Source organism: Streptomyces sp. NPDC059740 (assembly GCF_042733155.1).
Taxonomy (GTDB): Bacteria; Actinomycetota; Actinomycetes; order Streptomycetales; family Streptomycetaceae; genus Streptomyces.
Genome location: NZ_JBHWGP010000003.1, coordinates 172,241 through 184,333 on the forward strand (window position 1 = coordinate 172,241; position 12,093 = coordinate 184,333).

The window sequence follows — 12,093 nt, forward strand, 5'->3', positions numbered from 1 at the left end:
TAGAGCGAAAGGGACATCGACGGACCGAAGGGCACGTTCCGCTCCTGATCACCGCAGCAGGGACAGGGAGGCCGCCTGTGCGATTGGGGAGCTGATGTCCGCTTTCCGCCCCCTGTCCGCTCGACCCATCGTGACGCCGCGCGCACCATGCGTCACGTGTTCGACCGCCCGCACCGTCGGCCTTGTTGACGATCGGCCACTGTGCTGGAATTCCACGGACCGCCGCAGGACCCACCGGCGCGCGTAGGGCGCAGAGCAGAGCGCCGCGCGGAGGAGTCCGTAGCCCCAGCCAGGGACACGTACCCTCCGGTCACCCACCGACCACCAAGGGGGCAAGCGCCCCGACGACTCGACACCGTCCCACCGCCTGACGGGGGGACGCCTGGTCCAGAGGTTGCGACGCTAGTGCAGGGACGTTTCAAGAGGGATGGCAGCGCCGCGGCGGATCCGGAGCCGCGCGTAGACGGTGAGCGCGCCGCTGCGGCGTCGCACGCCCAGGCAGCCGACCCGGCGGACGAGCAGGCGCCCAGGGCCGAGGGTGCCGCCACCACGGCGGAGTCGCCGGTGGGCGGCAAGGGCGAGACGGCCGACACCGGTTCGCGGATGGCGCTGCGCAACTGGCGCATCAGCACGCGGCTGGTCTCCCTGCTGGCCCTGCCGGTGGCCGCGGCGACCGTCCTGGGCGGGCAGGCGATCCAGCGCTCGGTGGAGAACATCGACCAGCTGGACCAGATGCAGCTCCTGACGGAGATGACGCGCCAGGCCACCGAGCTGGCCGGCGCCCTGCAGACCGAGCGCGACCGCTCGGCGGGCCCGCTGGCCAGCGGCAGCTACCGCGCGGACGACGCCAACATCGTCGCGCCCCGCAAGGCCACCGACGAGGCGCGCAAGCAGTTCGAGAGCGCCACCGAGGACTTCAGCACCGAGGGCGGCGACCTCACCGGCGTCCACGCGACGATCGTCGACATCGACCGCCAGCTGAACAACCTCACCGAGATCCGGAACAAGGCCTACCAGGACGGGAACAACTACTCCCGGACGGTCACCGCCTACGACCAGCTCGTCACCTCGCTGCTCTCGCTCTCCCAGGACATGGCGCAGGCGACCAGCACCCCCGACATGATCCGCAGCACCCGTGCCCTGGCGGCGTTCTCCAGCGCCAAGGAGTACGCGTCGATGCAGCGCGCGATCATCACCGCGGGCCTGGCGCACAAGGGCGGAGCCCACCTGTCCACCAACGACCGCCAGCAGGGGCAGTGGGCGCTGGAGTCGGAGGACTCGGCGCGCAAGCGGTTCCAGGACACCTACGCCGACCGGGCCGAGGCGACCAAGCTCACCGCCAACCTGGACGACAACACCGACATCAGCGCCGCGGCCGGCTTCTCGCAGCGGGCGTTCCAGAGCAGCAGCGGCATCACCCGCGGCAGCATGAACTACCTCGACTGGTACGACCTGGACGACACCAAGATCCAGGAGATGTCCCGCATCGAGCAGTCGCTGCTGACGGACATGGAGCAGAAGGCCCGCCAGCTCCGCCAGGAGGCCACCGAGGACGGCATCATCAACGGTGCGCTCGTCCTTCTGGTGCTCGGCATCTCGCTGGTGGGCGCGTTCGTCGTCTCCCGGTCCATGGTGCGCTCGCTGCGCCGCCTCCAGGACACCGCGCAGCGCGTCGCGAAGGAAAGGCTGCCGCAGCTGGTGCGCCAGCTCTCCGACGCGGACCCGCACGACGTCGACACCTCGGTGGAGTCGGTGGGTCTGCACAGCCGGGACGAGATCGGCAAGGTGGCCTCGGCCTTCGACGACGTCCACCGCGAGGCCGTCCGGCTCGCCTCCGAGCAGGCGCTGCTGCGGGGCAACGTCAACGCGATGTTCACCAACCTCTCGCGCCGCAGCCAGGGCCTCATCCAGCGCCAGCTCTCGCTCATCTCCGAGCTGGAGTCCCGCGAGGCCGACCCCGACCAGCTCTCCTCGCTGTTCAAGCTCGACCACCTCGCCACCCGCATGCGCCGTAACGGTGAGAACCTCCTGGTCCTGGCGGGCGAGGAGCCGGGGCGCCGGTGGACCCGGCCCGTCCCCCTCGTCGACGTGCTGCGTGCCGCGGCCTCCGAGGTGGAGCAGTACGAGCGCATCGAGCTGAGCGCGGTGCCGGCCAACGAGGTGGCGGGCCGGGTCGTCAACGACCTCGTGCACCTGCTCGCCGAGCTGCTGGAGAACGCCACCTCCTTCTCCTCACCGCAGACCAAGGTCAAGGTCACCGGCCACGCCCTGCCCGACGGCCGCATCCTGGTGGAGATCCACGACACCGGCATCGGCCTCTCGCCGGAGGACCTCGCAGCGATCAACGAGCGGCTGGCCAGCCCGCCGACGGTGGACGTCTCCGTCTCCCGCCGCATGGGCCTGTTCGTGGTCGGCCGGCTGTCGCTGCGCCACGGCATCCGCATCCAGCTGCGCCCCTCCGAGTCCGGTGGCACCACGGCGCTGGTCATGCTGCCCGTCGAGGTCGCCCAGGGCGGTCGCAAGCCGAGCGGTCCCCCGGCCCGCCCCGAGGGCGGCGGCGCACCCGGCGGCAGCGGCAGCCGGCTGGCCGGTCTGCAGCCGCGCGGCCAGGTCGGCGGCGGCCGTCCCGCACTCCCGGCCCGCTCGGGCCCCGGCGGCGCGCCGCGTCCCCCGGAGCCCGGCCCGGCCCAGGGCCCGGGCGAGGCGGCAGCCTTCGGCGCACCGTCGCGCAACCCCCGCGACGACCGCGGTCCGAGCGTGGCACCGCCCACCGGCGCGCCCCGGCGTGAGGGCCAGCCGCAGCTCCCGAGCCGCGGCACCCCGGCCCAGCTCACCGGTGGTCCCGCCTACGACGCCCCCGGCGCGGAGGCCGCTCAGCCGCACGCCTCCGGTCAGGTCAACCTGTTCGGCGGCGAGGGGCAGGGGCCCGTCGCCCGTCCCGGGACGAGCTGGGGTGCCCGTCGCGAGCGCGACGACGACTGGCCGCTGGATTCCCGTGAGGGCCAGGACCAGCCGCGCGGCCACGACGAGCGGGAGCAGACCGGCAGCCACGCGCGGCCAGCGGCCGGCGGCCCGGGCGACACCGCACAGTTCGACCGACCGGACTTCGACGGACCGCCGCCGGGCAGCGCACCGGCCCAGCGGGGCGGCCCGGGTGACACCGCACAGTTCGACCGGCCCGACTTCGACGGACCGCCGCCCGGGACCGCACCGGCCCCGCGGTCGGCCGGCGCCTCCCGCCCGGGCTCAGGCCCGTACCCGGCGCCGGACGCCTACGGCGCTCCCGCCGGGTCCGGCTACGGCTCCGAGACCGGTTCCCACGCCGTGCCGCAGGGGTACAGCGAGCGTCCCGGATCGCCGTCCGACACCGGCCAGTACGAGCTGCCCGGCTACGACACCTCCTGGCAGGGCCGGCAGGCCGGCCGGTCCGCCGCCGGCGGTCCGCCGCGCGAGACGCCTCCGGAGCCGCAGACCACCGGCGAGTACCCCCGCCCCGGCGGTCAGCCGAGTCAGCTGGACCGCTACCAGCAGTCCGACCGTTACGAGCAGTCCGGCCGCTACGAACAGCCCGGCGTGTTCGAGGAGTCGGGGCTTGGGGGGCAGGCCCGGCCGGGCCGTGCGCCCGCCGAGGACGCCGACCCGTTCGCCGGTCCGGCGCCCGCCTCCCCCGAGGGCGGCCGCACCCCGATCTTCGACACCGTCGAGTCGCACTGGTTCCAGCAGCAGGCCCCGGACGGCTCGCCGGAGGCGTCGGGGCGGCTGCCGCGCCGCGCCGCCGGGCCGCGTCAGGACACCCCACCGGCAGGCGGCAACCCGCCGGCCGCGGGTGCCGCGGCGCCGCACGCGACCGGACGGCGCGACCAGGCCGAACAGGACCCGTGGCGCAGCTCCGCCAATGACGAGCGGTGGCGCAAGGCCGAGCAGGTCCGTCAGCCCGCTGCGGGCGGTGTGACCACCTCCGGTCTGCCGCGCCGGGTGCCGCGGGCCAACCTGGTGGCCGGCACGGCGCAGGCCCAGCCGGCACCGGAGACGTCCGGCCCCCAGGTCTCCCGGTCGCCCGACGAGGTGCGCGGGCGCCTGACCAACCTCCGCCGCGGGATCCAGCAGGGCCGGCAGGCCGGCACCTCTGCGACCGGCAACCACGGCATCGTCGATCCCCCTTACCAGCAGGAGCGTTAGTTGAGTCCGATGAGCCAGGCGGCGCAGAACCTGAACTGGTTGATCACCAACTTCGTGGACAACACCCCCGGGGTGTCCCACACGGTCGTGGTCTCCGCGGACGGTCTCCTGCTCGCCATGTCCGAAGGCTTTCCGCGTGACCGGGCCGACCAGCTGGCGGCGGTCGCCTCCGGTCTGACGTCGCTGACGTCCGGTGCCTCGCGCATCTTCGAGGGCGGCAGCGTCAACCAGACCGTCGTGGAGATGGAACGGGGCTTCCTCTTCATCATGTCCATCTCCGACGGGTCCTCGCTGGCCGTACTCGCCCACCCCGAGTGCGACATCGGCCTGGTGGGTTACGAGATGGCCCTTCTCGTCGACCGCGCCGGCACCGTCCTCACCCCCGACCTGCGCGCCGAACTCCAGGGGAGCCTCCTCAACTGACCTCCCCCGCCCGGTCGACCACAGGGTGTACGGCGCCGACTTCGCCGTACCCGGGCCCCCGAACCACCGACCCTGACCACCGTGCCGTCCCCATCGGCCCAGTCCGACGACAGTCGCGTCGTTCCGTCCGGAGGACCCATGACCCCGCCCCCCGCCTCTCCCGGCCCGTACGGCGGCTACAGCCAGACGCCGTACGGGGCCGAGGGCGACCAGCCGCTGGTGCGTCCGTACGCCATGACCGGCGGACGGACCCGGCCGCGCTACCAACTCGCCATCGAGGCGCTGGTCAGCACCACCGCCGACCCGGCGCAGCTTCCGACGCTGCTGCCGGAGCACCAGCGCATCTGCCACCTCTGCCGTGAGGTGAAGTCGGTGGCGGAGGTCTCGGCGCTGCTGCACATACCGCTCGGTGTCGCCCGCATCCTCGTCGCCGACCTGGCCGAGGCGGGCATGGTCGCCATCCACCAGCCGGGAGGCGGCGAGGCCGGCGGTACCCCCGACGTGACGCTGCTGGAGAGGGTGCTCAGTGGACTTCGCAAGCTCTAGCGGCACGGCCCGTTCCACCACCTCCGCGAAGATCGTGGTGGCGGGCGGCTTCGGTGTCGGCAAGACCACGTTCGTCGGGGCCGTCTCCGAGATCGACCCGCTGCGCACCGAGGCCGTGATGACCGCCGCCTCCGCGGGCATCGACGACCTCAGCCAGGTCCGCGGCAAGACGACGACGACCGTGGCCATGGACTTCGGCCGCATCACGCTCGACCAGGACCTCATCCTGTACCTGTTCGGCACCCCCGGGCAGGACCGGTTCTGGTTCATGTGGGACGACCTGGTCCGCGGCGCCATCGGTGCCGTCGTCCTCGTCGACACCCGCCGCCTGGCCGACTGCTTCCCGGCCGTCGACTACTTCGAGAACAGCGGCCTGCCCTTCGTCATCGCCCTCAACGGCTTCGACGGTTACCAGCCGTACACCCCCGAAGAGGTGCGCGAGGCACTGCAGATCGGTCCCGACACCCCGATCCTGACCACGGACGCCCGCACCCGCAGCGAAGCCAAGAGCGCGCTGATCACCCTGGTCGAGCACGCCCTGATGGCCCGCCTGCGCTGACACCGGGCCGGGGGCCGCTGGCCGACACTGCCGGACGCCCGGGGCCGGAGCCCGGGCGGTCCGGCGTCGCGGGATGTGCGAAGAGCCGTTTCCGGCCAGGCGGTTCCCCGGGCGGGCGGAGTGGGTTGTGGCGTTGACCACGCCTGCCCTGGGGCGACATAACGTTTCGACAGAGAATTGGCCGCCGGTTCGCACTGCGCGCGCACATGTGACTTCTCTGCGTCCATGACAGGACCTGCTTTTGCGGCTCTCTCACCCTGAACGCCCCATTTCTCACGCCGGTTCCCGGTCCTGGCCAGGCTTTACCCGGTGTTTGGAGGGGGCGGCCCTGACGTGCTGGAATTCGCTGAACTCAGCAGTCAGGGCACAAGGAACAACGGCACATGGGGCACCGCCGGTGCCCCAGCCGAGAGGTTGTTGGTCGAGTGAGGCGAAGCACGTCTGGCCCCGAGGCGCCCGAGCCGCGGCGCAGGGGCAACTTCACCCCGCCGTCGCACGGCACGTCGCCGGGTGGTGGCGAGGAGTCGGTGACTCCCCAGGGCCGCCGAGGAAGATTCTCGCCCCGCAACTGGCGGGTGGCCACCCGCCTGAACGCCATCATGCTCATCCCCGTGCTGCTGGCACTCGTCTTCGGTGGGCTGCGCGTCTACACCTCGGTGGAGACCTGGCACCAGGCTCAGGACGCGCAGAACACCGCCCGGCTGGTCAGTGCGGCGGAGACCTACGCCCAGGCACTCATCAGCGAGCGGGACGTCACCGCCCAGCCGCTGCTGGAGGGTCACCGCGACGATCCGGTCGTGACCCGGGCACGCGCGGCCACCGATCGGGCAGCGGCCCGGTTCGACGACGCCGTCAAGACCATGCCGGACACCTATGACCTCAACCGGCGGCTGAAGAAGGTCCGGGCGACCCAGCCCGAGCTGGCGAAGCTGCGGAAGGTGGCGTTCACCTCCGCGATGCCCGGCGTGCAGACCGAAGAGGCCTACGTCGAGGTGCAGCACCCGCTGATGGGCTTCGCCAACGAGCTCGGTGTCGGCACCGGCGAGCTGGCCTCCTACGGCCGCGCCGTCTACTCGGTCTCGCTGGCCAAGGCCGCCGAGTCGCTGTACCGCTCCATCGGCACGCACCTGCTGGTCAAGCCCGCCCAGCCGCTGGCCGGCAAGGAGCACAAGCTCCAGCTCACCGCGTTCAGCTCGTACCTCTACCTGGAGCGCATCGCGGTCGAGGAGTACGACACCGCCACGCCGCCCGAGGACGCGAGCCTGCTCAAGGACGGCGAGGCACGCCTGGAGCAGCAGGCCAAGCAGGAGGCGGCCCGGACCGGTCGCCGTGCCCCGGACCCGACGGCGGTCGCCACCGCCATCGGCAGCGGCGCCTCCCCCGCGCAGCTCGCCGCGCGGGGCGTCACCCCCGAACTCTGGTCGAAGATGACGACGGCCAAGTTCGACCTGTACCGCCAGGTGGAGAAGAAGCTCACCGACGACGCGTTGCAGGAGAGCACCGACCTGGTCGCCAGCAGCCGCCAGTCGGCGATCGTGGACGCCGCGATCGTGGTGGCCGCGCTGATCATCGCCTTCGTCATCGCGGGCCGGATGGCGCGCCGGATGAGCCGCAACATGCGCGAGCTGCGCACCGCCGCCTTCACCGTGGCCGAGCAGCGGCTGCCCATGCTGGTCGACCAGCTCTCGCGGTCGGCGCCGGGCAACGTGGACACCCGGGTGCGCCCGATACCCATCACCACCACCGACGAGATCGGCGAGGTGGCGCGCGCCTTCGACCAGGTGCACCGCGAGGCCGTGCGGCTCGCCTCGGAGCAGGCGCTGCTGCGGGGCAACGTCAACGCGATCTTCACCAACCTCTCGCGCCGCAGCCAGGGCCTGATCGAGCGGCAGCTGACGCTCATCACGGACCTGGAGAACAACGAGGCCGACCCGGACCAGCTGGAGAACCTCTTCCGGCTCGACCACCTGGCCACCCGTATGCGCCGCAACGGCGAGAACCTCCTCATCCTCGCCGGTGAGGACCCGGGCCGTGCCTGGAACCAGCCGGTGCCGCTGGTCGACGTGTTGCGCGCGTCGGTCTCGGAGGTCGAGTCCTACGAGCGCGTGGAGCTGACGAGCGTCCCGGAGACGGAGATCCACGGGCGGGCCGTCACCGACCTCGTCCACCTGCTGGCCGAGCTGCTGGAGAACGCCACCACCTTCTCCTCGCCGCACACCAAGGTCAGGGTCGTCTGCACCTGGCTCCCGGACGGCCGCGTGATGATCGAGATCCACGACAAGGGCATCGGGCTCACCCCCGAGGACTTCGCCGACATCAACCACAAGCTCGCCAACCCGCCCACGGTGGACGCGTCCGTCTCCAGGCGCATGGGTCTGTTCGTGGTCGGCCGGCTCGCCGAGCGGCACGGCATCCGCGTCCAGCTGCGTCCCTCGGGCGAGCAGGCGGGCACCACCTCGCTGGTGATGCTGAGCCCGGAGATCACCCACGGCGGCGGGGGCGAGGCGGGCCGGGAGGACGACTCCGACTTCACCGTCTCGCGGATCGTCCCCGAGCACCGCCAGCAGGACCTCGGCGCCCCCACCGCGGAACGTACCGCCGCCGAACTCGGTTTCGACGACTCCCGGTACGGCGCGCAGTCGCTGGACCCCGTCGAGCGGAGCCGTCAGCGCGAGGAGCGCCGGGCCGCCGTCGAGGAGCCGGCGGACTACCGCGAGAACTGGTCGCCGCGGCCGGACGGCGCGCCGGACGCTCCGGGAACGCCCGGCTTCGGGGCCCCCGCCCGCGAGGAGGGCGACGGGTACCGGGGCGGCCCCGTGGCGGACCCGTTCGGCGGCCGGGAGGACCGGATGGCCGGCCTCTTCGGCGGCCGGGAGCGCCCGGCGGACCCGACGGGGGCCGGGACGGCCGGGGACGCGGGTTACGGCGGTCCGGGCCACGGGGAGCCCGAGAGCTTCTCCAGTGGGCCGGTGCGGGCCGAACCGGGCCCGCTGGACCAGGGATTCGGGCACGGCGGCGGCCTGGCCGGACAGGTGCCCCCGCAGGGCCCGTTCGATGACGCGGGCCTCACCGACCGCGTAGCATTCGACCGTCCGGGGCCCGAGCCGCACGACGGCCACCCCGTCACGGACGCCGGTCTGCCGCGTCGAGCCGGCGGTGAACGGGAGTCCGCGCAGGGCTGGTCCGCGTTCGGGCAGCCGACCGGGCACCTGGAGGGATGGGAGCACCCGCAGGGCTCCCCCGACTCCGGTGTGGCCGACGGCGCCCCGGACGACGGCCCGTCGTGGCGCACCGCCAACGACGACCGTTGGCAGCGGGCAGAGCAGCTTCGCCAGCCGAAAGCGGGTGGCGTCACCGCCTCCGGCCTACCCCGCCGGGTGCCCCGCGCCAACCTCGTGGAAGGGACCGCCGAGGAGACTCCGCAGGGCGGGCCCCAGGTCTCGCGCGCCCCGGAGGCCGTCCGCGGCAGGTTGAGCGACCTGCGCCGCGGTGTCCAGCAGGGACGCGACTCGGGCACGGAGTCGCAACAGAATGACCAACAGGGCTTCGGCCCCGGCACCACCTACGATCAGGAGCGTTAGTGTGAGCCCGATGAGCCAGGCGGCGCAGAACCTGAACTGGTTGATCACCAACTTCGTGGACAACACCCCCGGGGTGTCCCACACAGTCGTGGTCTCCGCGGACGGCCTCCTTCTCGCCATGTCGGACGGTTTCCCCCGCGACCGGGCCGACCAGCTGGCGGCGGTCGCCTCCGGCCTGACGTCGCTGACGTCCGGCGCCTCCCGCATCTTCGAGGGCGGCAACGTCAACCAGACCGTCGTGGAGATGGAACGGGGCTTCCTCTTCATCATGTCCATCTCCGACGGGTCCTCGCTGGCCGTACTCGCCCACCCCGAGTGCGACATCGGCCTGGTGGGTTACGAGATGGCCCTTCTCGTCGACCGCGCCGGCACCGTCCTCACCCCCGACCTGCGCGCCGAACTCCAGGGGAGCCTTCTCAACTGACGCGTCGGCAATACGAACAGACAGTGCGTGGGACGTCACCACCCCATTAAGGTGCGGTGACGCGATCGGCGTCGGAAAACGGTACGTGGAGGAGGAAACGTGGCAACGCCCCCGAGCGGACACCCGTATGGATCCGGGCAGCGCCCCGAGGAACAGAGCCAGGCGCAGCACAACCGTTTCAACTTCCCCTCCACGCCCAGCCACCGGCGCCGTGCCCCGGAAGGGGACACCCGCTCCGACTCCGGTGCACCGGTCGCCGAGCCGCACCTGGCCGACGAGCACCTCGGCGGGCAGCCCGGCCCCTACGGGGGGCAGGGCGGCTCCCTGGGCGGCGGGCCGGGCCACTCGCCGCAGGCGGACCCCTACGCCCAGCAGGCCGATCCCGGCCGGCACTACCTGACCCAGGCGCAGGACCCGCCCGCGTACGGGCAGCCCGGCGCCGGCCGTCCCGCTCCGCAGGGGCAGGAGTACCCGGCGGCGCACGGGCAGCCCGGGTACCCGGCGCAGGGCTACCCGGCCCCGCAGGGGTACACCGCACAGCAGGAGTTCCCGGTGCAGCGGGAGTACCCGGTCCAGCAGGACCACTCCCCGCAGCACCGCGCCGAGCCGGTCCGTGAACCGTGGTCGCCGCGGGGCGCGGACGAGCAGGACACCGGCCGGCCCGCCCGGCGGCGGACCCCCACCGCCGCCGCACCTGCCGGGGGTGCGCACAACCCGCTGGTGCGCCCGTACGCCATGACCGGCGGACGGACCCGGCCGCGCTACCAGCTCGCCATCGAGGCACTGATCAGCACGACCGCCGACCCGGCCCGTCTCCAGGGGCAGTTGCCGGAGCACCAGCGGATCTGCCACCTGTGCCAGGAGATCAAGTCGGTGGCCGAGATCTCGGCGCTGCTCTCCATTCCCCTCGGCGTCGCCCGAATCCTCGTCGCCGACCTGGCCGAGGCCGGGCTCGTCGCCATTCATCAGCCCGGCGGCGACGAGTCCGCCGGCGGTCAGCCAGATGTGACACTGCTCGAAAGGGTGCTCAGTGGACTTCGCAAGCTCTAGCGGTGCAGCCCGCTCCACCACCTCCGCGAAGATCGTGGTGGCGGGCGGCTTCGGCGTGGGCAAGACCACGTTCGTCGGGGCCGTCTCGGAGATCAATCCGCTGCGCACCGAGGCCGTGATGACCGCCGCGTCGGCCGGTATCGACGACCTCACGCACGCGCCGGACAAGACGACGACGACCGTGGCCATGGACTTCGGCCGCATCACGCTCGACCAGGACCTCATCCTGTACCTGTTCGGCACCCCCGGGCAGGACCGGTTCTGGTTCATGTGGGACGACCTGGTCCGCGGCGCCATCGGTGCCGTCGTCCTCGTCGACACCCGCCGCCTCGCCGACTGCTTCCCGGCCGTCGACTACTTCGAGAACAGCGGCCTGCCCTTCGTCATCGCCCTCAACGGCTTCGACGGTCACCAGCCGTACGCGCCCGAGGAGGTCCGCGAGGCGCTCCAGATCGGCCCCGACACCCCGATCATCACGACGGACGCCCGCACCCGCAGCGAGGCCAAGAGCGCGCTGATCACCCTGGTCGAGCACGCCCTGATGGCCCGCCTGCGCTGACACCGGCTCCCGAAGGTCCCGTGCCCCTGTGCTCCGTGCGCCGGGGCACGCGTGTGTGCGGGGCGGGGCGGCCCGGGCCGCCCCTGGGTAGAATCGTGTGACGATGCCCCACGAAGCGGCGTTAGGGAGACAGGGACCATGAGCATCGACTACTCCGTGCTCCCCGACGGCTACCAGGTCAGTGTCTTCGACGGGGAGATCGTGTTGACGCCGCAGAGCGACACGCGGTATTGGACGATCGAGAGCATCGCCTTCGCGGCGCGGACCGGTCAGGTACCTCGCGCCCGTCGGCTCTCCGATGTTCTGATCACGTTCCCCGGCGAGAACGACGCAGCGCCGGACTTCGTGGTGCTGGCGGACGGTGCCGAACCGGTCCCGGGCCGCAAGGCCTACGACCACGCCGATGTGCTCCTCACCGTCGAGGTCGTCTCCCAACCCGGCGACCCCAAGGACTACGAACGCAACGTGGTCAAGTACGGGCGCTTCGGCGTGCCCCACTACCTCGTCGCCGACCCGTTCCGCCGTCGGGTGACGCTCTTCTCCGAGCCGTTCACCGCCGGCTACGGGCATGAAGAGACGGTCGCCTACGACGCCGGTGAGAAGGTCGTCCGCCTGGCGGACGGTACGGCTCTGCGGCTCGATCTGGCCGACTTCCCCGTCGCCGACTGAACTGAACGCGACGGCCGGTGGCCGGCACCCTCCTGGGTGCCGGCGCACCGCCCGTGAGGGGCGGGGGAGGGCGGCCCGCAGCGGCCGGCCGGGTAGCCGCGCC

The 12,093-nt window shown here is 72.5% G+C and carries 9 protein-coding genes; all 9 read left to right on the forward strand.

The genetic code is table 11. The features are described 5' to 3' along the window. Window positions 1-405 precede the first annotated feature (405 nt). The 9 genes from ACFV3R_RS05480 (at window position 406) to ACFV3R_RS05520 (ending at window position 11,990) form a co-directional block, all read left to right on the forward strand. Window positions 406-4,179: a nitrate- and nitrite sensing domain-containing protein gene (locus ACFV3R_RS05480; protein ID WP_385575912.1), complete on the forward strand. Its 3,774-nt coding sequence runs from the start codon at window positions 406-408 to the stop codon at window positions 4,177-4,179. Between the two features lie 9 nt (window positions 4,180-4,188). Beyond that, on the forward strand, window positions 4,189-4,602 hold the full coding sequence (locus ACFV3R_RS05485; protein WP_066926963.1) for a roadblock/LC7 domain-containing protein: 414 nt from the start codon (window positions 4,189-4,191) through the stop codon (window positions 4,600-4,602). Between the two features lie 138 nt (window positions 4,603-4,740). Further along, window positions 4,741-5,148, forward strand: a complete 408-nt coding sequence (locus tag ACFV3R_RS05490) for a DUF742 domain-containing protein (RefSeq protein WP_385575915.1) — start codon at window positions 4,741-4,743, stop codon at window positions 5,146-5,148. Next, window positions 5,129-5,707, forward strand: a complete 579-nt coding sequence (locus tag ACFV3R_RS05495; RefSeq protein ID WP_385575918.1) for an ATP/GTP-binding protein — start codon at window positions 5,129-5,131, stop codon at window positions 5,705-5,707. Before ACFV3R_RS05490 ends, ACFV3R_RS05495 begins: the two co-directional genes overlap by 20 nt. Before the next feature lie 383 nt (window positions 5,708-6,090). Next, window positions 6,091-9,288, forward strand: coding sequence for a nitrate- and nitrite sensing domain-containing protein (locus ACFV3R_RS05500; RefSeq protein ID WP_385575921.1), 3,198 nt, complete (start codon window positions 6,091-6,093; stop codon window positions 9,286-9,288). 10 nt (window positions 9,289-9,298) lie between these two features. Next, window positions 9,299-9,712, forward strand: coding sequence for a roadblock/LC7 domain-containing protein (locus tag ACFV3R_RS05505; protein ID WP_385576433.1), 414 nt, complete (start codon window positions 9,299-9,301; stop codon window positions 9,710-9,712). 324 nt (window positions 9,713-10,036) lie between these two features. Further along, the gene (locus ACFV3R_RS05510; RefSeq protein WP_385576436.1) at window positions 10,037-10,762 is read left to right on the forward strand and encodes a DUF742 domain-containing protein; all 726 of its coding nucleotides are present in this window, start codon (window positions 10,037-10,039) and stop codon (window positions 10,760-10,762) included. Continuing rightward, the gene (locus ACFV3R_RS05515) at window positions 10,743-11,321 is read left to right on the forward strand and encodes an ATP/GTP-binding protein (RefSeq protein ID WP_385575924.1); all 579 of its coding nucleotides are present in this window, start codon (window positions 10,743-10,745) and stop codon (window positions 11,319-11,321) included. The genes ACFV3R_RS05510 and ACFV3R_RS05515 overlap by 20 nt, the downstream gene beginning before the upstream one ends. 138 nt (window positions 11,322-11,459) lie before the next feature. Next, window positions 11,460-11,990 carry a Uma2 family endonuclease gene (locus ACFV3R_RS05520; protein WP_385575927.1) on the forward strand — a complete coding sequence of 177 codons (531 nt, stop codon included), beginning with the start codon at window positions 11,460-11,462 and terminating at the stop codon, window positions 11,988-11,990. Window positions 11,991-12,093 lie beyond the last annotated feature (103 nt).

Excerpts from the sequence above, each read along its gene's own strand:
- ACFV3R_RS05505 (WP_385576433.1), top strand. The coding sequence starts at position 9,299 with ATGAGCCAGGCGGCGCAGAACCTGAACTGGTTGATCACCAACTTCGTG.
- ACFV3R_RS05485 (WP_066926963.1), top strand. The coding sequence starts at position 4,189 with ATGAGCCAGGCGGCGCAGAACCTGAACTGGTTGATCACCAACTTCGTG.
- ACFV3R_RS05490 (WP_385575915.1), top strand. The coding sequence starts at position 4,741 with ATGACCCCGCCCCCCGCCTCTCCCGGCCCGTACGGCGGCTACAGCCAG.
- ACFV3R_RS05520 (WP_385575927.1), top strand. The coding sequence starts at position 11,460 with ATGAGCATCGACTACTCCGTGCTCCCCGACGGCTACCAGGTCAGTGTC.
- ACFV3R_RS05500 (WP_385575921.1), top strand. The coding sequence starts at position 6,091 with ATGGGGCACCGCCGGTGCCCCAGCCGAGAGGTTGTTGGTCGAGTGAGG.